Source organism: Actinacidiphila sp. DG2A-62 (assembly GCF_035825295.1).
In the GTDB taxonomy this organism is placed as follows: Bacteria; Actinomycetota; Actinomycetes; order Streptomycetales; family Streptomycetaceae; genus Actinacidiphila.
This window is the reverse complement of sequence record NZ_JAYMGI010000002.1, coordinates 4975385-4997213: the sequence shown is the minus strand read 5'-3', so window position 1 is coordinate 4997213 and position 21829 is coordinate 4975385. Positions and strand designations below refer to the sequence as shown.

23 protein-coding genes, 1 pseudogene and 1 CRISPR repeat array are annotated in these 21829 nt (G+C 71.7%); of the genes and pseudogenes, 11 read left to right on the top strand and 13 right to left on the bottom strand.

What is annotated here, in order from left to right; translation table 11 throughout:
* Window positions 1-135 precede the first annotated feature (135 nt).
* The 4 genes from VSR01_RS22425 to VSR01_RS22410 are packed head-to-tail and all read left to right on the top strand — an operon-like array spanning window position 136 to window position 3473.
* Window positions 136-771, top strand: a complete 636-nt coding sequence (locus VSR01_RS22425) for a DUF4913 domain-containing protein (protein WP_326450959.1) — start codon at window positions 136-138, stop codon at window positions 769-771.
* Window positions 768-1535 (top strand): glycosyl hydrolase, encoded by a 768-nt coding sequence (locus VSR01_RS22420; RefSeq protein WP_326450958.1) that lies wholly within the window; start codon window positions 768-770, stop codon window positions 1533-1535. Before VSR01_RS22425 ends, VSR01_RS22420 begins: the two co-directional genes overlap by 4 nt.
* Complete coding sequence (locus VSR01_RS22415) at window positions 1532-2647, top strand: hypothetical protein (protein WP_326450957.1); 1116 nt, start codon at window positions 1532-1534, stop codon at window positions 2645-2647. Before VSR01_RS22420 ends, VSR01_RS22415 begins: the two co-directional genes overlap by 4 nt.
* Window positions 2648-2666: 19 nt before the next feature.
* Entirely contained in the window at window positions 2667-3473 is an 807-nt protein-coding gene (locus VSR01_RS22410; protein ID WP_326450956.1) for a hypothetical protein, read from the top strand.
* On the opposite strand, the gene VSR01_RS22405 is transcribed toward VSR01_RS22410, so the two are convergent.
* Window positions 3446-4036: a hypothetical protein gene (locus VSR01_RS22405; RefSeq protein ID WP_326450955.1), complete on the bottom strand. Its 591-nt coding sequence runs from the start codon at window positions 4034-4036 to the stop codon at window positions 3446-3448. The two genes, VSR01_RS22410 and VSR01_RS22405, sit on opposite strands and share 28 nt — an antisense overlap.
* A gap of 37 nt (window positions 4037-4073) precedes the next feature.
* Here VSR01_RS22405 and VSR01_RS22400 point away from each other — a divergent pair, with 37 nt between their 5' ends.
* Together VSR01_RS22400 and VSR01_RS22395 are read left to right on the top strand one after the other, a co-directional pair.
* On the top strand, window positions 4074-5978 hold the full coding sequence (locus VSR01_RS22400; RefSeq protein ID WP_326450954.1) for a DUF317 domain-containing protein: 1905 nt from the start codon (window positions 4074-4076) through the stop codon (window positions 5976-5978).
* A gap of 77 nt (window positions 5979-6055) precedes the next feature.
* Window positions 6056-6505, top strand: coding sequence for a hypothetical protein (locus VSR01_RS22395; protein WP_326450953.1), 450 nt, complete (start codon window positions 6056-6058; stop codon window positions 6503-6505).
* 703 nt (window positions 6506-7208) lie between these two features.
* Here VSR01_RS22395 and VSR01_RS22390 read toward each other — a convergent pair.
* Window positions 7209-8603 (bottom strand): NAD(P)-binding domain-containing protein, encoded by a 1395-nt coding sequence (locus VSR01_RS22390; RefSeq protein WP_326450952.1) that lies wholly within the window; start codon window positions 8601-8603, stop codon window positions 7209-7211.
* 106 nt (window positions 8604-8709) lie between these two features.
* Here VSR01_RS22390 and VSR01_RS22385 point away from each other — a divergent pair, with 106 nt between their 5' ends.
* Both VSR01_RS22385 and VSR01_RS22380 read left to right on the top strand, forming a co-directional pair.
* Window positions 8710-9090: an ArsR/SmtB family transcription factor gene (locus tag VSR01_RS22385; RefSeq protein ID WP_326450951.1), complete on the top strand. Its 381-nt coding sequence runs from the start codon at window positions 8710-8712 to the stop codon at window positions 9088-9090.
* Between the two features lie 46 nt (window positions 9091-9136).
* Window positions 9137-9841, top strand: coding sequence for a TIGR02391 family protein (locus tag VSR01_RS22380; RefSeq protein WP_326450950.1), 705 nt, complete (start codon window positions 9137-9139; stop codon window positions 9839-9841).
* A gap of 37 nt (window positions 9842-9878) precedes the next feature.
* Here VSR01_RS22380 and VSR01_RS22375 read toward each other — a convergent pair whose 3' ends face one another.
* Together VSR01_RS22375 and VSR01_RS22370 are read right to left on the bottom strand one after the other, a co-directional pair.
* The gene (locus VSR01_RS22375; RefSeq protein WP_326450949.1) at window positions 9879-10658 is read right to left on the bottom strand and encodes an aquaporin; all 780 of its coding nucleotides are present in this window, start codon (window positions 10656-10658) and stop codon (window positions 9879-9881) included.
* A 61-nt stretch (window positions 10659-10719) separates the two neighbouring features.
* Entirely contained in the window at window positions 10720-11034 is a 315-nt protein-coding gene (locus VSR01_RS22370; protein WP_326450948.1) for an ArsR/SmtB family transcription factor, read from the bottom strand.
* Between the two features lie 114 nt (window positions 11035-11148).
* Between VSR01_RS22370 and VSR01_RS22365 the strand changes: the two genes are divergently transcribed.
* The gene (locus VSR01_RS22365) at window positions 11149-11562 is read left to right on the top strand and encodes an arsenate reductase ArsC (protein WP_326450947.1); all 414 of its coding nucleotides are present in this window, start codon (window positions 11149-11151) and stop codon (window positions 11560-11562) included.
* A pseudogene (locus VSR01_RS37885) lies at window positions 11559-11987 on the top strand (FAD-dependent oxidoreductase); the annotation flags it as partial. The gene VSR01_RS22365 and the pseudogene VSR01_RS37885, both read left to right, overlap by 4 nt.
* On the opposite strand, the gene VSR01_RS22350 reads toward VSR01_RS37885, so the two are convergent.
* From VSR01_RS22350 to VSR01_RS22315, 8 genes are all read right to left on the bottom strand, one after another.
* The gene (locus VSR01_RS22350) at window positions 11988-12392 is read right to left on the bottom strand and encodes a hypothetical protein (protein ID WP_326450944.1); all 405 of its coding nucleotides are present in this window, start codon (window positions 12390-12392) and stop codon (window positions 11988-11990) included. It abuts the pseudogene before it with no gap.
* A 105-nt stretch (window positions 12393-12497) separates the two neighbouring features.
* Entirely contained in the window at window positions 12498-14270 is a 1773-nt protein-coding gene (locus tag VSR01_RS22345; RefSeq protein WP_326450943.1) for a relaxase/mobilization nuclease domain-containing protein, read from the bottom strand.
* Window positions 14270-14677, bottom strand: coding sequence for a plasmid mobilization protein (locus VSR01_RS22340; RefSeq protein ID WP_326450942.1), 408 nt, complete (start codon window positions 14675-14677; stop codon window positions 14270-14272). The genes VSR01_RS22345 and VSR01_RS22340 overlap by 1 nt, the downstream gene beginning before the upstream one ends.
* A 265-nt stretch (window positions 14678-14942) precedes the next feature.
* Window positions 14943-15164: a hypothetical protein gene (locus VSR01_RS22335; RefSeq protein WP_326450941.1), complete on the bottom strand. Its 222-nt coding sequence runs from the start codon at window positions 15162-15164 to the stop codon at window positions 14943-14945.
* 96 nt (window positions 15165-15260) lie between these two features.
* Window positions 15261-16301 (bottom strand): DUF2637 domain-containing protein, encoded by a 1041-nt coding sequence (locus VSR01_RS22330; protein ID WP_326450940.1) that lies wholly within the window; start codon window positions 16299-16301, stop codon window positions 15261-15263.
* Window positions 16298-16864, bottom strand: coding sequence for a WhiB family transcriptional regulator (locus tag VSR01_RS22325; protein WP_326450939.1), 567 nt, complete (start codon window positions 16862-16864; stop codon window positions 16298-16300). The genes VSR01_RS22330 and VSR01_RS22325 overlap by 4 nt, the downstream gene beginning before the upstream one ends.
* Window positions 16865-16982: 118 nt before the next feature.
* A complete protein-coding gene (locus VSR01_RS22320; protein WP_326450938.1) occupies window positions 16983-17696 on the bottom strand; it encodes an ATP-binding protein in 714 nt (237 codons plus the stop codon).
* Window positions 17696-19138 carry a hypothetical protein gene (locus VSR01_RS22315; RefSeq protein WP_442785516.1) on the bottom strand — a complete coding sequence of 481 codons (1443 nt, stop codon included), beginning with the start codon at window positions 19136-19138 and terminating at the stop codon, window positions 17696-17698. Before VSR01_RS22315 ends, VSR01_RS22320 begins: the two co-directional genes overlap by 1 nt.
* 861 nt (window positions 19139-19999) lie before the next feature.
* Between VSR01_RS22315 and VSR01_RS22310 the strand changes: the two genes are divergently transcribed.
* Entirely contained in the window at window positions 20000-20791 is a 792-nt protein-coding gene (locus VSR01_RS22310) for a helix-turn-helix transcriptional regulator (RefSeq protein WP_326450937.1), read from the top strand.
* A gap of 197 nt (window positions 20792-20988) precedes the next feature.
* Window positions 20989-21472: direct repeats of the CRISPR family, unit length 29 nt; unit sequence GTTGCGAACCCTCTCGGGCTGATGACGGC.
* A gap of 89 nt (window positions 21473-21561) precedes the next feature.
* Here the strand turns inward: VSR01_RS22310 and cas2 are convergent.
* The gene (gene cas2, locus VSR01_RS22305) at window positions 21562-21825 is read right to left on the bottom strand and encodes a CRISPR-associated endonuclease Cas2 (RefSeq protein WP_326450936.1); all 264 of its coding nucleotides are present in this window, start codon (window positions 21823-21825) and stop codon (window positions 21562-21564) included.
* Between the last annotated feature and the right edge of the window lie 4 nt (window positions 21826-21829).

Below are 21829 nucleotides of genomic sequence, written 5' to 3'. Positions count from 1 at the left end.
GACCGGCCAAATCACCGATCCTCCGCAACCCTCTCCCCCATGCCGACCTCCCCGAGGAGCACCGCCGTGGTCTCCAGAAGAACGCCGCTTCCGCGCGCACCGCCTCCGACCTGCTCACCCACTCCTGGAAGCGCCATGCCCGAAACCACCCCGGCCGTACCCGAACCCGGAACCGAGCCGGAGCCGTTCCGCGTCGCCGACGAGGACCTCGACGACCTCGCCAGCACCCTCGCCGCGACCATCGCCGAGGTCCGACACCACGGCGTCATCCTCGACCGCCTCGCCGTCGAACCCGACACTTCTGCCTCTGCTGCCGCGCCGGCCGACGATGCTGGCCCCGTCGCAGCGGACGCCGGCGCCGCGCCGGACAGCGGTCCGCCCAGCGTGTTCATCCTGGCGCTCGGCGGCGATGCGTACGCCGCCGAGCTGGCCGCGCTCGCCAACTGGGTCGACCACCTGCTCCTGCCGGTCTACGGCCGCGAGATCAGCACCACCCGCCCCTGGTGCGACCGCTGGTACGAGCACCTGGAAGCCGTCGCCCGCCTCCACGGCCTGTGGCTGGCCTGGCAGCAACTCACCGACGCCGACGCCGGACTCGCCGGCCCCTCCACCTGGCACCGCGACCACCTCGACCACACCTTGGCCCAACTGCGCGCTCCCGACGGGCCGTTCGCCGCGTGCACCACCAGCCCGGTCCGCCCGACCCACCGAGTCCTCGCCACACCGGCGCCCGCGGCAACAACCCCCTCGACGGCGGGCGGCGCCCAGTGACCGCCGAACTCGACCTCGCCCTGGACGGCCTCGTCCCCGCCGATCTCGGCTCCGAACAGACCGAGAGCGTGCTGTGGGCCGCTGACCTGAAGGTACTGGCCGCGTACCACACCGCTCCGCACAGGTCGCACAGTTACGTCGTCGCCCACGACACGTCCGCGACCTGGGGAGTGCCAGGGGCACCGCAGCTCGTCTCGATCGAGGTCGCCCGCGACTTCAGTCTGGGCACGTTCACCCTGGAATCCGAGTACCACGCCGGTCTGCCGTTCGCGCAAGCCTGGCTGATCGAGCGCGGCTGCCCGCCCGACAAGATCGCCCTGGCCGAGGGCGACTTCGTGAAAGCGGCTGACGAGCAGACCCTGCGGCTGGAGCAGGCGATCCGCGAGGGCGGGCAGCGCTACGAGGTCCTCGATACGTGGACGCGGGATGACGCCCCGTGCGAGAACTGGACCCTCGTGCGTGACAGCGCCGCAGCCGACAACCCGGTCCGCGTCTTCCTTGCGGTGGTCGACCCCGCAGCTCGCACCTACACCGTGCGCGAGGGCGCGTTTCCCGACGAGGGCACCGCCCGGCAGTGGTTGGAGGACCGCGACACCCCGCTGCCGCAGCCGCCCGAGGACCACCGCGACGCCGATGGCGTGCGCAGGCGCGTCGCGCTCGCCCGCTCGACCCGCGCCCCGCGTGCCACGGCATGCGGCCTCGACGCCCTTCCCGCGCCGTTCACCAGCGCGGGCCAGCGGCCGGGTCCGGGGAGGTCGCTGTGAGCCTGCCCCGGCGCGCCTTCGCCGCCCACCCAGACGCTCTCGCCGACCTGCGCAACCTGCCCGAACCCATCCGTGACCAGGCACTGCTGCACCTGCAGGACCTCGTCAACGGCGAACGCGTCGCCAAGCGCCTGCAGGGCCGGCTCGAAGGCTTCCACAAGGTCATCCTCGGTGTGGGAACCGACTGGGCCAGCCACCGGCTCGTCGTGCAGTTCCGGCCCGCACCGGCCACCTCCAAGCACGAGCGCGAGGTGTACCTGGTCGCCGCCGGCCCCGCGCGGACTACGCGGTCTACCGCGCCGCCCAGCACCGCACCGGCCGAACCCAGACGCCACTGCCGGACCCGGCGACGGCGGCCCGCATCCGCGCTGCCCGGTCCCGCTCCCCCACGCCGCGAGCCTTGCCGCCGGCTCTTCGACCTCCCCGGCCGCGTACAGCACCAGCACATCGGCCACCGCCCGGAAGACCACCCGATGACCGCCGACCGCACTGCGCTGTCCCGCACCGAGCTGGCCGATCTGCTCACCGGCGCCGCGTGCAGCGTCTCCGCTCTCGTGAGCGCCGAATACCCCACGCCGGCCGCTCGCTCCTACCTGCACCCGGTCCTGGGCGTACTGTCCGCCGGGCCCGCGGTCGTCAGCGAACTGAACGACCGGCTGGAGGACGTCCTCGCCGAGGCATGGCCCGACACCCCCGCGGGGCTGTTCGCGCTCGCCTCCTACGCCGCCGCCCTGGGCTGGCTCACCGAATCCCTCGCCGAGCTGACCGACACCGTCGATCACATCTGCATCCAGGTCGGCATCCCCGCCGGGCCTCCCGATCCCGACCTCGCGTCGCTCCTGCCCCGAGAAGACAGCACGGCCCGGGCCGGCTTCGGGTTCAGCGTGCTGGAGCTGGCGGCCGTCCGCGCCGCCGCCGAGACCGCCGACCTGACCAGTACGTGCGCCTTCTCTCGCTGTCACTGCTGGCCGCGGCCCGGATCACCGACGCCTGCATGGAGATCGCCGGCGGCCTCGCCGAGGACGCGGCACACGTGCTGGGTGACGCCAACGGCCACCTGCGCATCGGCGAAGGCTCCGACAGTTTGCCGACGCTGGTGCGCACCCTGCTGACCCGGATGGAGACGGCCCGGTGAACCCCCACGACCCCTCCGTCCGGCCCGGCGCGCACCTGGTCGCAGCCGAACTCGGTGTCGACGAGCCCTGGGAACTCAGCGACCGCCACCCGCTGCGCAGTCCCCTGGACATCGTGGGCAGGCTCGTCGCCACCGCTGCTCACGAGACCGACGACCTGCACGCCGACCTCACCCGCGCCGCGAAGGCGGCGATCGAGACTCTCGAACCGATCTCCCAGGGCAAAGCCCCCCAGATGCGCGGTGCGTACGGACTCCTGGGCGCCGCCGGCCCGCAGCTCGAACTGCTCGCAGCCCGCCGGGACACGGCGTACCAGCAACTGGCCCGAGCAGTAGCCGGGTACCGGCGGCTGCTTCCCGAAGTGACTGACGCGGCAGCCGAGGAGCGCGACCTTGCACCGGAGCGAATGGAGGAAGAGGCACCGGGTCGGAACGACGACTGGGCCGTTGCCGGCGGTCGGCAGCTTCAGGCGTTGCGGGCCGTCGAGCGCGGCGGGCTGCGGTTGAAGCAGAGCGCGCTGTCCGAGCAGGACCGCTACCTATCCGACGGCACCGGCATTCTCGTCCCGGTCTGGGCGCAGACCGTCGAGCGGATGCTCGCCGACGGCCTGCTCGACCTTGACACCACCACAACGCCCTCACAGGGGCAGCTCCTGTCGCTCACCGCGCTGGGCCAAACAGCCCTGCAGGTCGCCGAGGGCGTCGCCGCTCTCAGCCGCAGCGCCCCGAACTCCCTCAACTCGCGGCCGGCGGTACCCCCTGCCGTCGGCCCCGCTGGTCAGACGAAGCCGACCCGCTCCCGCTGACCTGAACGAAGGAAAATGCCATGCCCACCACTGCTGTCCACACCCGCCGCCTGGTAGAGCACCGGTACGGCCGCCCGCTGGAGCATCTCCGCGACGAGGTTGTCCGCAACCGCTCGGCCGACCCCGTCCTGCCGATCGTGCTGCGCCGACTGACCGTTCTGGAACGGACCGCCGAGCAAGGCCACGCGACGCACCGCGCCCTGCGCACCAGCGTTCAGAAGGCCGTCGCCGACGGCAGCCTCCAAGATGACCGCCTGCGCCCGTACATCGCCGAACTCATGCGCCTGGAGCAGCAGGAGCAGTCCCAGGTCGAAGCGTTGTGGGATCTGCTGGACGTCCGACTGCTGCTCGACCAGCCCGCTGCCGGCCGCCTCCCGTTGTCCCAGCGGCCCGGCCGCGCTGTCGAAGACCACGAGGTGATGGACGCCGCCCGCCAGGCCGCCGCCGGCCTGCCCCGCCTCACTCGCGACGCGCTGCGCCAGGCCCTTCGTGACCGCGGCATCCACATCAGCAACCGCCGTCTTGGGGCCGTTCTTCAGCTGCTCCGCGCCGAAGGCGCCCACTGAACCACCAGCCTTCCCCGTCCCCCTGGAGTCCTTCATGTCCACCCTCGCCCAGCCCAGTGCCTCGCGGACCGGCGCCGCCCGCGCCCAGCGCATCGAGGACGCGTTGTCCCTGATCGCACCGAAGTGGACCAACTGGGTCGTGCAGACCCTGGCCCAGCAGCACCAGCCGATGCGGGTACGGGAGATCGCCCGACGACTGCCTTTCGTCAGCGAGCCGCTCGTCGGCAGGCGGCTGGCCCAGATGCACGCCGACGGCCTGCTGACCCGCGGCGAAGACCTCCGTGCCCCGTACCGGCTCAGCAGCCGTGGTACGTCACTGGCCCCGGTCCACCAGGCACTGACGGATTGGTCGCACGAGCACTTCCACTTCCCGGCAGGCGGTGTGGCCGGTGCCGAGCGCGTCGGAGACGCGGTGCGTCGGCTGAGCCTGCGCCACACCACCTCCGTGATCCAGGCCCTCGACGGCGGGCCCATGCGGTTCGTCCACATCAGCGAGACGGTCGGGCTGGACGACCCCTACACCCGGCAGCGCCTGATACGCCTGCAGAACGACGGCCTGGTCACCCGCACCGGCCCCCGGCACGGCGACCCCTACACCCTCACTTCCGCCGGCCGGGCACTCGGCCCGGTGTACGCCGCCTTCGAGCACTGGAGCAACCCCACCGCGAACCGTCCCGCTGCCGCTGCGGTGGACACAGCCACCCGCACCCACCACGCTGCCTCGCGCCCGGACGGCATACGCACGGCAGCAGCGCTGCACCGTAGCCCCGCCGCCCCGAACGGCCTGTTCAGCCACGCCCCCGCCCCGCAGCCCCGGTGCCGGCACCCGTCACCGCCCAGTCCGCCCCCTCCCGCAGTAGGTGACCCTCATGGACCCCAGACCCGCCGTCCCGCCGATCCCTGCTCCGCGCGCCGCTCACGACGGCGCGCGGGCCCCACCTCCCCCGGAGCACGTCTTCATGAGCACCCAGCAGCCCGACGACCAGCACCCCGACCAGCCGCTCCTAGTCAGCCCCCGCTACTCGCCGGGTCCAGCGGGACCGGCGACGCCGGCTTCGCACCCGTCGCCCACTGGCCCCACCACTACTTGGACGACGGCCCCTGCCAACTCCTGGTCACCTCCCCCGACGGACGCATCCGCATCGGCTGGTTCGGCGACGACTTCGAGCTGTGGAAGATCAGCGCAGCCGAGGACGCCGTCTCCGTACCCCGCTGGACCGCCACCTTCAACCACGTCACACCCGCCGAGATCGTCGCCGGCCTCACCCACGCCCTGGCCCACGACTACGCCGACGCCGAAACCGCTCAGGGCGAGGCCCGGTTCCTGGCCGCCCGATCGCTGTACTGGGCCGACTGCATCCATCCGCTGATCGAAGTCGGCTGGACCCGCGGCCCGGCCGAGCCCGGCACCGTCGAGATCATCGCCCCCGACCGGCAAGCCGGCGCGCTCATCGACAACCGCCGCTACAGCAGCGACGACGAAGCCGTGACGCTGTGGGCCGGGCCCCCTGGTTGGGCCACCCGCGCGGAAGCCGTCTTCAGCTCCCGCACCCCGTCCCACCTGATCGCCGCCACCGCAGCCGCCATGACCGACCCCACACCGGTGCTCCGCGAGCGCCACGCGATCCACCCCGACGTCGAGCACCTGGTCACGCTCACTCCCGTGCACCCGCCCGCGCCTGCGGGCCCGCGGGCTCCCACTCCGCTCGACGTGCGCCGCACCGCCGTCATGCAGGCCGTCCACCGCGCCGCCCGAAACCCGCAGACAGCCGCCGACCTCCGCAGGCCCGCAGCCGCACTGCCAACCCGGCACCCAACCACCCGAGCAGTCCCGGTCCCACCCCAGGGACCAGCCCGCCGACCGACTCGCCGACCCCGGCTCGCCACCGCTGACGTTCGGGAGCAAGCCACGGCCTACGCCACCACCGAGAAGCGGTGACACGAGCCCCCAGATCGCCTCCGGAGAAGGGGAGTTCGTCTATGCCCGACGCCACCGTCTTGGACCATGCCACTGCGATGATCGAGAAAGCCTGGGCCCGCCCTATCGAGGAGCTGGAGACCCTCGCCCTCCAATGCCCGGTCCAGGACCCGCTGCTGCGCTCCGCGATGCATATCCGCTCCGCGCTCGTCGTCTCGTCCAACGCTGTCGTCGTCCACCAGGACCGCCTCCACGGCATGACCGGGCCCGGCCAAGTGCCGGCCTTCTACGACCTCGAACGGCTCACCAGGTCAGCGGCAGATCTGCGCATCGCCCAAGCCGAGAGCCAAGCGCGCCTACAAGCGATCGGCCACATCATCGACGCCCGCGAAGCCGCCCAGCTCCCGGACCGGACCCCGGCGATCCGCCTGGCCCAAGCGGCTGTCGCCCGTTCCGTACAGGCACCGCGCACCCCAGAGCCGCCACGACTGGGCCAACGCCCCACCGCTGCCGGCCCGGCGGTGGACACCAGCGGCCCCCGCCGGTAATGCCTGTGTACTCCTCACGGGGCACCGCCCAACGACAACGCCCTCACGGGCCGCCTGTCCACCGCACCACGATGTCGATTGCACCGTCCGAAGACATCACGACCGCCGAAGGCTTCCCCTGCCCAGCGAACGCCCCGCCTCATGGACCCCCGCCTACCCGGCACTCCACCAGCTCCTCGACGCCGCCATCGAAGCCGCCAGCACCACCCGGCGCCCCAGCACAGACGTCACCGCCCTCCGCCGGGTCCGCCGCGACCTCATCACCATGGACAACGGCCACCAGCCCTACCCCGACAGCCAGTTTGAATAGAGCCCCCACGCCGCCTTCAGGCTCTTCCGCCAGATCATCACCGCGGCTCCGCTCGGACACCCCTCCGCAGGCACGGTGCTCCGGCTCGCTGCGGACGTCGCCGACCAGACCGCGGCGGCCCGCGCCGCCGCCACGTACACCAAGAAGAACTGACGTCCAGATCAGGCGACACATCGCCCGTGGTGGGTGTCCCCCAACCGGGCAGCGGTTGCAACGTGCGGCACCTCCTCCGTCAACTACACGCGCCGGATGACGGAGGAGTGGCGAGGAAGAAGGAAAGGGTGCCGCAGCCGGTGGTCTAGGCGAGACCAGTGCCAGAAGCGCGGCGCGGGCCGCGACCAGTCCCCGGTGTTGGTTGGGCCTCGTGGTGTCGGCGGGCAACGCAGGGCAGGCTCAGCCGCGGCAGCTGCCGGACGTCTTGCCGGACTCGCCAATCTCGATGGCTGCGGTGGAACCGATGCCGATCTGGACGAGCGGCGGCGTGGGGATACAGCAGCCAGAGGACGTCTGTCCGGTCGGGTCGTCGAACAGGCCCGAGCCGCCGCACACGCCGGTCTCGGGGAGGGTGAGTTCGACGCGGTCGGCGGCGTCGAGGTCGCCGGCGATCGCTGCGGCGACCGAGCGGGCCTGCTCGTAGCCGGTCATGGCGAGGAAGGTGGGGGCGCGGCCGTAGGACTTCATGCCGACCATGTAGAAGTCGGGTTCGGGGTGGGCGAGTTCGCGGTGGCCGTGGGGGCGGACGCTGCCGCAGGAGTGCTGGTTGGGGTCGATCTCCTCGGCGAGCGCGGGCGGGGCCTGGAGGCGCTCGTCGAGGCCGAGGCGGATCTCGCCGAGGAAGGTCAGGTCGGGGCGCAGGCCGGTCAGCACGATGACCTCGTCGACCGCTTCCAGTCGGCGGCCGTCGTCCCCGACCAGGACCAGGCGGCCGTCGCCGTCGGTCTCGATCGCGTCGGTACGGAAACCGGTGACGGCGTCGGCGTGTCCGTCGTCGACGGCGGCCTTGGCCGCCAAGCCGAGAGCGCCGCGGGCGGGGAGCTGGTCGGCGGTGCCGCCGCCGAAGGTGGAGCCGGAGATGCCGCGGCGCAGCACCCACAGCGCGTGGGTGCCGGGCTCCTCCTTGGCCAGGTCGGCGAGGGAGGCCAGCGCGGTGAAGGCGGAGGCTCCCGAGCCGATCACGGCGGTGCGCCGCCTGGCGTACCGGGCGCGGACGGCGGGATCGGCCAGGTCGGGGACGCGGTAGGTGATGCGGTCGGCCGCGGCGCGCTCGCCGAGGGCCGGCAGGCCATTGCCGCCGGCGGGTGCGGGGAGGGTGAAGGTGCCGGAAGCGTCGATGACCGCGCGGGCCAGCACGCGCTCCTCGCGGCCGTCGGCGAGCCGATAGTCAACGGTGAAGGGCTGGATATCGCGGTCGGCGTCGACGATCCGGTCACGGCCCACGCGGGAGACCCCGGTCACCGTGGCGCCGTACCGTACGGCGTCGCCGAGGGTGTCGGCGAGTGGCTGGAGGTACGCCTCCGCCCACTCCTTGCCGGTGGGGTAGGTAGCCGCATCGGGCTTGGCCCAGCCGGTGGGAGCCAGCAGCTTCTCGGCAGCGGGGTCGGTCAGCTCGGCCCACGTGGAGAACAGCCGCACGTGGCCCCACTCGCGGACTGCGGATCCGGCGCGCGGGCCGGCCTCCAGGACGAGCGGGGTCAGGCCGCGCTCGGTCAGGTGGGAGGCGGCGGCGAGGCCGACGGGGCCGGCGCCGATGACGACGACCGGCAGGTCCCCGGTGGCGGGAGCTGACATGGCGGTGCCCTTCTTCCGGGCGGCCGGACGGTGACCCGGCCACTGTTTCGATATCTGTCGATATCCCCGAGGTTGCCTCACTATCGACGAGTGTCAACATAGACGCATGTCGAACCCGTCGTCGCCGTTGGCCGAGCTGTCGGTCCTCCAGGACGCGCCGACCGTGCTGTGCTGCCCGCCGATCACCGCAGGCGAGCTGTCGGTGGAGGACTCGGAGAGAATGGCCGCGATGTTCAAGGCCCTGTCCGACCCGGTCCGGCTGCGCCTGTTCTCCAAGATCGCCTCGCACCCGGGCGGGGAAGCGTGCGTGTGCGACATCCAGGACGTCGGCGTCTCCCAGCCGACCGTCTCCCACCACCTGAAGAAGCTCCGCGAAGCAGGGCTCCTGACCTCCGAGCGCCGCGGCACGTGGGTCTACTACGCGGTGGCACCCTCGGTGGTCGCAGGCATGGCAACCATGCTCGACCTTCCCGCCGCGGCCGGCTGACGCGAGGTCCACTCGTATTGTCGGACCGGTCCTCTAGCCTGTGGCCGTGGATCGCGACTGGATGCGGCAGCAGTTGGAATCGTTCAGCAACCTCTGCCTCGCGTACGAACGAAGCACCCCGCCCGGTGAGTATCTGGGCGACGAGCGGCTGTACGACCAGCTGCACCGCGCGGAACCGACCGTCAAGCAGATTCTGCGGACGCTGGATCCGCAGCTCGCCGAGAAGGTCGACATCGACCAGATGGCCGGCGAGGCCACCGCACGCCACCAGGCGCAACGGGCCCTGGGCATCCTGGCCGACCTGGACGAGTGGAAGGTCCGGCTGGCACCAGACGCTCCGAGTCTGGTGGCCGACCGCTTCCACCCGTGGATCTGGGACGCGGCCCGCACTTTCTGGGACTCGCGCCACTACCGGGCAGCCGTGCACGCCGCTGCCAGCTCCATCAACGCCCACACCCAGACCAAGCTGGGCCGTACCGACATCTCCGACGACAAGGTGATACAGGAGGCCTTCAGCGACAAGCCGGCTGAGGCGGGCAAGCCGCGCCTGCGCGTGGCCGGCGACCCCACGAGCCCCACCACCCAGAGCCGTCAGCGCGGCGCGCTCCAGCTGGGACTGGCCGCCTTCTTCGCCATACGCAACCCCGCGGCGCACGACACCGCCGAGTGGACCCAGCACGAGGCCCTGGAGCAGCTGGCCGTCCTCAGCGTACTGGCCCGCCTCATCGACACCAGCAGCGTGCAGCGCTAACAGCCGACATCCTCGGTCCACTGCGGCGCCCGCCGCGTCAGCCGTCGGCGGGTGCCGCCGCCGGTTCGCCAAAGACGACCGCGACCAGAGCGAGGCCCACCACCGCGCCGACCAATTGGGCGGCGACGAAGCCGGCCAGCGAACCGGGTGCGATGCCGGCGAAGGTGTCGGTGAAGGCGCGGCCGATGGCGACGGCCGGGTTGGCGAACGAGGTGGAGGACGTGAACCAGTACGCGGCGCCGATGTAGGAGGCGACCGCGACGGCCGCCATGTGCAGCCGGTCGGTGCGGGCCAGGCCGAAGATCAGCAGGATCAGCCCGGCGGTGGCCACGACCTCGCTGAGCAGCAGGTGCCCGGCACTGCGGTCGTGGCTGGAGAATTCCACCAGCACCTTGCCGAACATCGCGTCCGCGAGGACCGCGCCGCCGATCGCCCCCGCGATCTGCGCGGGTATGTAGACCGCGGCCTCGCGCAACGTGACTCCGCCTCCGCCGCGGCGGGCGGTCCACCACTCGGCCAGGGTGACCACAGGGTTGAAGTGCGCGCCGGAGACTGGGCCGAGCAGAGCGATGAGCACGCCGAGGCCGAAGACGGTGGCGGTGGAGTTCGCCAGCAGCTGCAGGGCCACGTCGTGGGTGAGTTCGGTGGCCTGGACGCCCGAGCCCACCACTACAGCGACGAGGGCGGCGGTGCCGACCAGTTCGGCAGCGGCCCGGCGCACCAGGGGCGCCCGAGACGGGGTGGCGCCGGGTGCCGGTTGCGGCGCGGCGGGCGCGGGGGCGGCGACGGGTCCGGCAGCGGCATCGGTGGCGCTCAAGAAGGTCTCCGGGTACGGGAACGGCGCGGCCTCAAAGACCGGCGGGAGGAATCGGCGACGATCAGGGACAGGCACGCTTGGTGTTGTTCAGCTCCGTCTGGCGGGCCGTGGCCGCCAGTTGGGTGAACGACCCCGCGAGCTGCTCCAGAACGGCGGGGCGCAATTTGTAGTAGGTGAACCGGCCGCACGGCTCGGTGTCGACGACACCGGCCTCGCGCAGCACTCGCAGGTGGTTGGACAGGTTGGTCTGACGCGCTCCGGTCTCCTCCACCAGGTGCGTCGTGCACAGCGTCTCGCGCGCGAGCAGGGTGACGATCTGCAGCCGCAGGGGATCGGCCAGAACCCGGATCAGATCAGTATCGACTGACGTCAGCATGGGGTGATACTTTCACATCAGCGGGGACTGACGCCAGCCCGTCCGGGCTCCCCACGCCTTCCGCGGCCTCGCCCCGTGCTGCCGCGACCGACTCCATCAGGAAGAACGAAGACGATGCCCGACAAGCCGTCCGTACTGTTCGTCTGTGTCCACAACGCCGGCCGCTCCCAGATGGCCGCCGCGTGGCTCACCCACCTCGCAGGCGACCGCGTCGAGGTCCGCTCCGCCGGCTCCACGCCGGGCAAGGAGGTCAACCCCGCGGCGGTGGCGGCCATGGCCGAGGTCGGCATCGACATCTCCGCCGAGGTCCCCAAGGTCCTCACCATCGATGCAGTCCGTGAGTCGGATGTGTGCATCACCATGGGCTGCGGCGACACCTGCCCTGTCTTCCCCGGCAAGCGCTACCTCGACTGGGATCTCGAAGACCCGGCCGGCCAGGGCGTGGAGGCCGTACGCCCCATCCGCGACGAGATCAAGACGCTGGTGGAGGGCCTGATTGCCGAGATCGCCCCGGAGCCGTCGGCATGAGCGGCGGCATCCGCGACGTCGTCATCATCGGCTCCGGCCCCGCCGGGTGCCCGCCGCCCTCTACACCGCCCGCGCCCAGCTCACGCCCCTGCTCTTCGGCAGCTCCGTCTTCGTCGGCGGCTCGCTGACGACCTCGACCGAGGTGGAGGAGTTCCCGGCTTCCCCGACGGCGTCGACGGTCCCGTCCTGATGGAGGACACGGGGCCCGACCGAGAAGCTCGACGACGAGATGGTCGACGACGACCAGACCGGCTACATCAAGTTGCTGAGGCTTTTTCTTTCGTTCAAGGACCGGGACACCGCCGTGACCGGCGGTGGCGACACCCCATCGAGGAAGCCACCTTCCTCACCCGCTTCGCCCGCTCCGTGACCACCGTGCATCGCCGTCCACCCTGCGCGCATCGAAGGTCATGCAGAACCGGGCCTTACTCCAGGTAGGTGCCGGCGAAGCTGCCGTCGAAGCCCATGGCGGCCACGCCCTCCTCCACGCTGGCGTAGGTGGTGGTGTCGGGCAGGTGGGCCAGTGCTTCGAAGGCGGCGCGGGTGATCTCGGGTTCGTGCCACTCGTTGTTGCAGCGGCAGTGGACCCAGGTGATGCGGCCCTGGTTGATCAGGAGCCAGTCGCGAAGCGCCCGACAGGCCGAGCACCTGACGGGGATGCCGCGCAGGGCCAGCTTCTGCGGATGGCGAATGTAGCGGTAGGCGCGGGGGCCGGACGGAGCCTTGAGTTCGTGCTGGAGCTGCGGCAGCGGGTCGCTGCCGGCAGGAGCAGCAGGCGGGACGGGAGGTGCCTCGGTGAAGTGGTCGTTCGTTCTGAGCACGAGCGTCATCTCCGTCTCTGAGCCGGTCTGTTCATCCGTATCGGCAGGTGGGGTGGGTTGTCCAGGGATTTCGGCCGGTCCGGCGGGTCTGGTGCGGGGCCGCCGGGCCGGGGCTCAGCGACGCGGCGGGCGGTCGCGGGAGTCCGGTGCGAGGGCTCGCGGCGCAGCCGGTGGCGCGCCGTGAACGCCGGTCCGGCGAGGCGTTGCCGTCGAGCGGGCGGTGCCGGTCGTGGCGGAACGTGGGGCGCCGCCCGGGTTGGCGGGGAGGTCGGCCAGGCGGCGCAGGCGCCAGACCAGGACGTCGTTCACGTCGTCGGCAGTGTCGAGTTCCCGCATGTCGATGGCCTGCCGCAACAGTGCCTGCGGATCGTGGCCGGCTCGCTCGGCCTGGGCGAGGGTGGCGGCCAGCGCGTCGTGCTTCCTCTCATCGCCCAGGTCCGAGGACGTTTCCGGCAGCACCGCGCGGATGGTGGCTTCGAGGCCCCGACGTTGGGCTTCGGGCAGGGCTCGGCCTTGGCTGCGCAGGGTCCGGAGAGGCGCGTTGGCCGCTTGGCGGTAGGCCGCTCGCAGGTGCTGGGCGGTCTGGCCAGCGGCTGCTGCTTGCTGGGCGTGTCCGCGGGCGGAGTGCCAGCGGGCCGCGGCGATCGCGGCCAGGATCAGGGTGGACAAGAGCATCGCGGTGGCGCCGCCGTCTTCGCCCCGGCCCAGCGCCCCGCCGGCCCGGACGATGCCGCGGGCGGCGGAGCGCAGGGCACGCATGTCGGCGTGTTCGGCGCGGGTGTGGCTACGGGTGGCGCGTTCGAAGGCGCGTGCCGCGGTGGCCAGTTCGGCTCGGGTCGCGGTCGGGGAGGTCTGCGCGACGGCGTCCAGGAGTTCGCCCATGCCGACGAGCTGGCCGGCGGCTCCGTCGCCACCTCGGTCAAGGACGAGAGCCGCGCGTTCGGCGGCGCCGGTGGCGATGCGCCGCTCGCGGGCGGGCGGTGACCATGGCGGTCGCGCGGGGCCGTCCTGCGGTGGCACGGGGTGGTGGCCCGGGGAGGAGCCGGTCAGGCGGAGGCGGATCTTGGGCAGGGACAGGTCGGGCGCGAGGGCGGAGCCGGGGAACCAGACCGGGGTGCCGTCGCGGTTGCGGTCGCCGGGCAGCGCCACGCTGTAGCCGGTGGTGTCGCCCGAGGGAGCTTCGCGCGTCGTGATACGTACGCCCTTGTCGCGGAGCCGGGCGAAGAACTCGGCCTCGTCGGCGGCACCGGCAAGCGCCTGGCGGACGGCTTCGCGCAGTGTCTCGCGTGGGGTCTCGGCGCGGCCGGTGCGCTCGGCTTTGAACCGTTCGGCGCTGGTGGGCTTCTTGGCGGCGGTGCCGTCGCCGGGGTTGAGCCGGCGCAGGCCCATCTCCCCTTCGATGCGGCGGCATTCGGCCTGGGCCTTCTTGAAGTCGTAGTTCATGCGGGGGCGGCGCAGGTCGCCCCTGACCATGGTGGCCACGATGTGGATGTGGTCCTCGGCGTGGCGTACGGCGACCCAGCGGCAGCCGTCCGGGTCGCCTTCGGGCGCGAGGCCCACGGCCTGGACGAGGCGGCGGGCGACTGTGTCCCACTCGGCGTCGTTCAGCCGACGATCGTGAGGGTCGGTGCGGACCGAACAGTGCCATACGTGCTGGGCGGGTGCACTGCTGCCGGCCTGCTTGACCCGCAGGTCCAGGACTGCGGCCAGGCGAGCGAGGGTCGCCTTCGGGTCGGGGCGGGAGCTGGTGTCGCGGCCGGGGTCGGGAGCGAAGCCGTCCCAGGAGCCGACGAGGTGGGGGTCGGTGTGCTCGTCGCGTTTGCCAGGGCCGAAGAGATAGGCGAGCACGCCGTGGGTGCGCGAGCCGCGCCGGATCTTCGGGACCATCACACCCGCCTGCGCGCCAGAGTGTCGGCCGTGTCGTCGACGCGGTCGAGGATGCGGGTCAGTACGGCGAGTGCGTGGTCGAGTTCGCCGGGCCGGGGCCGGCCGCCGGAGTTGTAGACGTACGCGATCTGGTTGATGTTGTTGCCGACGCGGGAGATCGCGGTGCGCAGGGCCGCCAACTCGTCGATCGCCGTGTCGAGTTGCTCGTTGCTGCGCACCGGGAGCGAGCCGCGGGCGGCGGTGAGAGCTGCGGCGGCGAGGAACCGGGCGACGGTGACGGCGCGCTGAGCTGCGGCGGCGGTGATCTCGCTCTTCTCGTCGAGCGACAGGCGCGTGGTCAGCTTGTGGGTGCGCCGGCTCGGGTTGCGGGCGCGGCGGCGCGGCACGCGGTCGGGGAACGCGGGCACGGGGATGGGCGTGCGTGGGGTGGGCTGCTCGGTCGTCGAGCGATCGGTTGCTTCTCCCCCTGCGGCCGGCGTCCCCTGGTGCCGGGCCTCCGGTGGGTTCCCGTGCGCCCTCGCTCGGGGACCCACCGGGCTTCCCCGCTCCCCTGGGCGGGGTCACGTGCGTTCGACGGGCCGTAGGACCGTCGTACGCGACAACTTGCTCCGCCAGGAGCCGAGTTGGTGTCGCGCTGTTCTTGCGTGGTGGTGTGCGTCGGGTCGGGCTCGGTCATCGGCCGGGTTCCGCGTCCTGCCGGCGGACGTCGCGCAGGACGTCTTCGATGAAGTCCATCGCGAGCACCGGGTGGTGCAGGGTCCACGGGCGGCTGTGCCGGCCGCGCTGCACGATCCAGGTGCGGTCGGGTCCGTGTTCGGCGCGGTGGAGGCCTTTTCGGACCAGGACGGCCAGCCAGGTGTCCACTTCAGCGGGGGTGGTGAGGGTCGTGCGCATGACGGTGCTCTCCAGTCGGTCGGAGGAAGTCGGTGGGGGCGGTCCGGGGCGGGTGACCGGGCGACGTCGTCCGGTCACCCGCCCCGTGGCGTGCGGTCAGTCCCGACGGGCGGTGACCGGCTCGTCGCGCTGTTCGCGGAGCTGAGCCATCAGCGCGGTCAGCGTGTCGCTGGACAGCGGGATCTTCTGACCGCGGATCGCCTGGGCGACCACCTTGCGGGTCAGCTTGTCCTCCGCCCTGACCGCTGACCGGGCGATCGCCAGCAGATCCTCGGTGTCCGGGTCGGCGCGCCGGTCACCGGTTCTGCGGCTTTCGCGGTCACCGGCCGGCGGGTGGCCGGCGGCGCGGGTGGCGACCGGTCGGCCGCTGTCCGCCTGACTGTTGTCTGGCTGACCGTCCTGGTCAGCGCCCTGGTCCCGCTGCGGCTGGGCATCGTGATGACCGGTGACCGGACCGGTGCCGGCTGCCCCGTTCAGTGCTCCGGTGACCGCGGTGGGCCGGTCGCGGGTCGCGCGGGGCGGTTCCGTCGGCGCGGTGACCGCCTGACCGGCAGCGCGCTGGCCGGCGTGCGGTGACCGCTGGTCGGGCAGGCCGACCGCGGTGACCGCGGTGCGGTCCCCCGGGCTGGCCGCGCCCGGGTGACCGACCTGACCGGGGCGGTCTCCTCGGTCGACTCGGTCAGCTCGGTCAGCGCGGCTGTCCGGGCCCCGGGCGATGAGGATGTACAGGTGGACGGCTCCGGCAAGCGCGAGCGGGGCGACCGTGGACAGGTAAGCGACCACGGTGTCGCCGAGCTGCAGTCCGCCGCCCGGGGCGGCGGTCTGGTTGAGGCGGACCGCGTGCAGCGCGTTGGCCCACACGCTGACGCCGGTCGCGGTGCCGACCAGCGTCCAGACGTAGAGGCGGGCGCGCAGCGGTGCGGTGCGCAGGACGAGCAGGGCGCGGATGCCGTATGCGATGAAGCCGTCGACGACCAGCGGGAAGAGCCAGCACAGAGCGGGACGGATGTGGATGGCGATGGCCATCTGCATGAGAGCGCTGGCGGACAGGGCGCATCCGGCGCCGCCGAGGACGATGACGGCCAGGCGGTCCCAGGCGGTGACGAGCGCCGCGGTCGGCGCGTCGGCGGGGTTCACGCGGCCGTCCCGAAGTCGTCGCGGGCCAGGGGGTGTCCGCCGTGCTCGGGCGGCGGACTGGCGGTGGTGGTCCGGTCGAGGTCTTGGTGGCGCAGGGCTCGGCGGGTCTCGCGATACCGCTTCTGCGCGGTCTCCTCGTCAATCTTCAGTATCCACGCGAGGCGGCTGGCGGACAGGCCGTGGCGGTAGGCGGCGTGCACGACGGCCTGTCGTTCGGCCGGGGTGAGGTGGATGTCTCGGCCGGCGACGGCCGCGTTCACACGGGAGTAGTCCAGCCGGTGGGGAAGCCGGGTGTGCATCGGCGCGCGCTCCTCCTCGGTGAGGCCGCCGCGGATGCCGTGGGTGTCGGTGTTCTCCAGGGCGGCGTCCAGGCAGGTGCGGCGGACGGGGCACTGGTTGCACAGGGCCTTGGCGGCGCGGATCTTGTCCATCTCCTCGGGGTCGGGGAAGAAGAGTTCGGGGTCGACCGGGTGGTGCTCGGTGGGCCGGCAGGCGGCGCGGTTCTGCCACGTCTGGTCCCCCAGGGAGCGGTGGCGGGCAGGGGTGTTCGGCGTGCTGGGCATGCGCGGTGTGCTCCGATCGCTCTCCGCGCGCGGATCGGGCGGCGGAGATGCCTGGTCGGGGAAGTTCATGCGGGCGGCGCGCTGGGGGCGGGCCCGGCGGAGACGGCCTGGCGGCGGGTCAGGCTGCTCGGGTGCGTCTGCGGTCGACCAGGTCGAAGGCGACCTTCGTGGTCATCTGGGCCAGGCGGGAGGCGACGCGGTCGCCGACGTGCGCCCGCAGGTCGCCGATCGCGAGGTTGGTGGTAATCAGCGTTGGCAGCATGTGGTTGTACCGGCGGTTGATCAGCCGGTACGTGATCTCCTCGGTCCACTCGCTGGCCTTGGCCGCGCCGAGGTCGTCCAGGATCAGTAGCGGCACCCGGGCCACCGCCGCCAGCTCCCGCTCCGTGTCCACGCCGGTGCGCGGGCGCAGTTCGGCGTACAGGTCCGCGGCGGCCGTCGCCCGCCACCGCACTCCGACTCCGGCTTCGGCCAGGGCGCGCAGGGCCCCGTACGCCTGGTGCGTCTTGCCCGCGCCGACCACTCCGGCCATCAGCAGCGAGGGCCCCGTGGCCACCTGCCGGCGCGCGCCGATGCCCGGGGCGACCGCCTGCGCTGCGACCTCCCGGCACCAGGCCAGGACCTGCGGGTGGTCGGCCACGGCGTTGCGGTAGCGCGGCAGCATCCTGGCCTGCAGGACGTCCAGCGGTGCGTACGCGTCGGGTGCCTCCGCCACGGTCGGCGCCACGGTGAGTGCGGTCGGGTCGATGTCGCGGGCGGCCAGAATCCGGGCCACCCGGTCCAGGGCTCCGGTTCCGGCGAGGGGCTGCGGTTCGCGGCTTCGGGTGCGCATCACAGCTCCTCGGCGTAGGCGGCAGCAGGGTCGGCCGGGTTGGTCCACGCCCGGTGAGCGGGCACGGTAGACCGCGATGCCGGACGGACCAAGCCGGAGCCCAAGCCGCCGGGGGCGTTTATCGCGTCGTTGACCAGCGACGGCAGCCGCGACGGGTGCCCCTGGATCTCGGCGTACCGGCGCAGCCCGGCCCGCACGTGATCCACCCCGATGCCCTCCGCGAGAAGCTTCTTGACCACCCGGCCCAGGTGACCGATTACGTCGCCGGGCGGGCGCTCCCGGCACGAGGCGACGTACTCGCCGATCAGGTCCTTCGCCGAGACAGCGGACGCGCCGACCGGATCGGGTGTGCCGGGCGAATCGGGTGCGCCGGGCGCTTGGCGCCCCGTAGGAACAGAAGATCCACGATCCAAGATCCCAGATCCAGGCGCCGAGCCTTCGGCGAGGGCTCGCGGAGGGTTCGCCGAGGACTCGGTGGAAGCGCTGTGACCTGTGGATTCTCCGCTTGCCGGGGCAGCGGCTTCCTCCGGACCGGACGTGGTGTCCGCGCCGGCTCCGGGGGCGCCAACACCGGTCGCAGAGGCTGCCGGTGCCGGGCTCGACGGTGACGCGAGGGCTCGGAGAGCGCTCGCCGAGGGTTCGGGGAGGGCTCCGGGAGCCTTCGCCGAACCCTCGGCGAGGGGCTGGGGAGCAGTCGCGGACGGTTCGGCGAGGCTTCGGCACGGGCCGCTGCACCTGCCGCACCGGTGATCGGCGTGGTGCTCGGTGCATACCGGCATCCGTGACTGGCTGCGCTTGTCGATCTTCTGATGTTCGGCCCAGCCGACGATGTGCAGGTACCGCTTTCCGTCGCAGCCGGTGTACCGGCAGACCAGACCCGCGTCCGCGAGCTGGGCGAGGTCGTCCTCGACGTGGACGGAGGTGTGCTCGGCCCGCAGCGGCCACAGCACGCCGGCGATGATCGCGGGATTGTCCCGGTGCCGGCCTTCGTCGTCGGCCTGGGTGAGCAGTCCGAAGAAGGTCCGCTCGGCCTCGACGGTGACGCAGGCCAGGGACTCGGAGGTGAACGCCTCCGACTTGACGGTCCGGATTCGAGCCACGTCAGCGGCCCCGCTCACGGCGAGCAGGTCGCTCCGGGTGAGAACGGCGTCAGCGAGCTCCAGGGTGTGCGGGATGGTCCAGTCCGCCGTCGGCCAGGCGCGCAGAATCCAGCGCGCGGCGACCGCCGAGGTCGTCCGGTTCAGCTCGATCCGCTGCCCCTGCTCGTCCCGGGCGACGGCGTGCGGGTGGGGCCAGCCCGTCGCCGGGTTGGTCAGGCTTATCCGGATCGTTGCTGCTCCCGGGATCATGTCCGCCAGTTGCAGCGCGAGCCGCCGCTGCCGATCGGTCGGCCCGCCGTCGCCGGCGTCGAGGCCAACGGTTCCGCCTGAAGCGGTGGGCATGCAATACTCCCTTGCTTGTAGGAGCGCGATGCGGCGGTTCTCGTGCAGAGATGGCCCCGCCGCTCGCGTGGCAGTGAATCGGCACCTCTCTGGGATGCCGGCCCGGCGTCTGGGAGCTGGTAACTCCCGGGCGCCGGTTTGTCGTTACGGCAGGCTGAGCCTTCGGTGGCCTTTTCGGTGGCCTTTCGGCATTCCCGTCCCCCTCCCCTTTCGGTCAGCCCGGCGCGGAGCAGCAACGTATGACGCAACCGCGCCCACGATCCAGCGGATACCGTCGCTCGGCGGCAACGATGCCAAAGCGACATCTCTCCCGCGTCGCAAGGGAATCGCCCCTCGACGGCTGCCGAAGGTCGCAGGGCTGGGCTCTCACAGCAACGATGATCACGACCACCCCCACCCGCCATGGCCCACGACCTGGAGTTCCGCACGGACGGAAAGATTTTGGACTTGGTCCAGATCATTCGTCAACGCGACCGAGCCGTCACAGAGGAGCACCGCCTTCCGTGACCGCGGGCAAAGAAGCGAGCACCCCTCTCGCTCAACTAACCCGTTTTTAAGTCGACTTCGCGTAATTACGCGCGCGAGGGGATCGGGAGGCACGGTTGGACCACTACTGGCAAAAGGGGCAAAAATTCCATGACCGGCAATTTTTCTGCCGTTCACCCAGCGAGACACAAGCTTCAGATCAGCATCTGTTACCGTCGGCAACAGTTCTGGGCCAACTGCGAGTCACGTATGATCTGCGCACGGTCAAACCGGTGAGTCCCACATCGGGTAATCCGAAAGCACGAGGACTGTGGAATGGGCACGGAATTCGAGGGATACGCACGTGCGACGAGAACGTCGCACACAGCGCCGCGTGTGGAAGAGACCCTGGGAGCCGGCGGGCTGCTACGCGCCTGGCGGGCCGCGGCCGGCGCCAGGTCCGGTCGCCCCATGCTCCAGCGGGACGTGGCCCGCGCCCTGGACCGAAGCGAGCGCTGGTACCGCGACCTTGAGAGCGGCACCTTCCCCCGCCCCCTCACCCGAGAGGAACGCGCAGCCCTGGGCAAGGTCTTCGGCCTCGACATGGCGCAGCGCCACGCGCTCCTCCTCGCCACGGTGGGCGAGCTGGCCTGCCAGGTGGCGCCCAAGGAACGGCCGCAGCTCAGCGACGAGCTGCGCCTCCTGCTGGACCGGCAGCCGTTCCCCGCCTACGTCGTCGACCCAGCCTGGAACGTGCTGGCGGTCAACGAGGTGATGGCCAAGTTGTTCCCATGGTCAGCCGAGCCGGAAGCCAACCTCATGCGCTGGCTGCTGCTCAACCCCGAGGCCAGAGAACAGCACCTCGACTGGCAAGCCGACGCCGTCGTCTGCGTTCGCATGCTCCGTGCCGCCGCCGTCGCCCGCCCAAAGGACTGCGACCTCCAGCAGCTCATCCACGACACCACCCAGGACCCGATCGTCCGCGGCCTGTGGACCCGCAGCGCCGGCGACATAACCGAGCACCACGACGGCCACGTGCTTCGGATAGCCCTCCCCACGTTCGACGGGCGGCCAGCCGAACTCGTCACCCACGTCATGGAACCCGCCGGCCTCCCCGGATGCCGCATGACCATCCTCGCTCCGCGAACGCCCAAGGAGCCACCGACAAGCTCGGCGGCAGCAGCCTGAGCCTCCTCCGCTGCCAAGCGCCACTCAACCGGTTCGCTGCACGTCGGGAGGAGAGGACGACAGACGGAGCGATCTTCCGTGGGTGAAGCACAACGGGTTCTCGTCCCTTCCGTCGTGGGCGGATCTCCGTGTTTTGAATCCCTCTCAGGTTGATGACAGCCGTAGCTCTCGGGCCCGGGCAGGGCACTGATGGAGCTGTTTCGAATCCTCCCGGGCTGATGACGGCGGGCGCAGGTGAGGCGGCCAGCGGCGTAGTCCGCGGGTTTCGAACCCTCTCGGGCTGATGACGGCACGGTGGCAGCGCCAAACCCTTGCTCTGCCGTCGCTGTTGCGAACCCTCTCGGGCTGATGACGGCGCCAGCCATTCCTCCTCGCCGCCCGCGCTGCCCTCGTGTTGCGAACCCTCTCGGGCTGATGACGGCTGGTGGGCTCGCGGTCCAGCTGGCCGGCGCGCCGGGGTTGCGAACCCTCTCGGGCTGATGACGGCGATCGAGCCGGTGAGCTTCTCCACCTCGGTCCGGAGTTGCGAACCCTCTCGGGCTGATGACGGCGGCGTCGTCGCTGCTCAGGTCCCAGGTGGAGACCTGGTTGCGAACCCTCTCGGGCTGATGACGGCGGTGTCCGCGCTGACGGTCAGCAGCCCGGTCAGCGCGTTGCGAACCCTCTCGGGCTGATGACGGCCCGACGGTAAAGTCGCAGGTCAGGGCGACCTTTGGAACTCGTCGTACCTATCATTCCGCAGCAGCGCTCCGGTAATGCATCGTCGCAGGTCAGAGGATGTCGCCCGGGCCTCCGAGAGAGACGCCCAGCGTGGACGTGGCGATGAAGTCGGGGGAACGGGCCGTGTACGTGACGATGCTGTCGTGGTCGGGGTCGATGACCGTGCCGAGGGTGGTCATCAGGGCGCGGTACTGGCCCGCGGTGAGTTCGCCCTGGAAGACGCTGCGCTGGGTCCAGTGGAGGTATTTGCGGCAGGTCTTCAGCACGTGCGGGTTGCGTTCGACCGCCGTGTCGTAGACGAGGATGACGAACACCGTC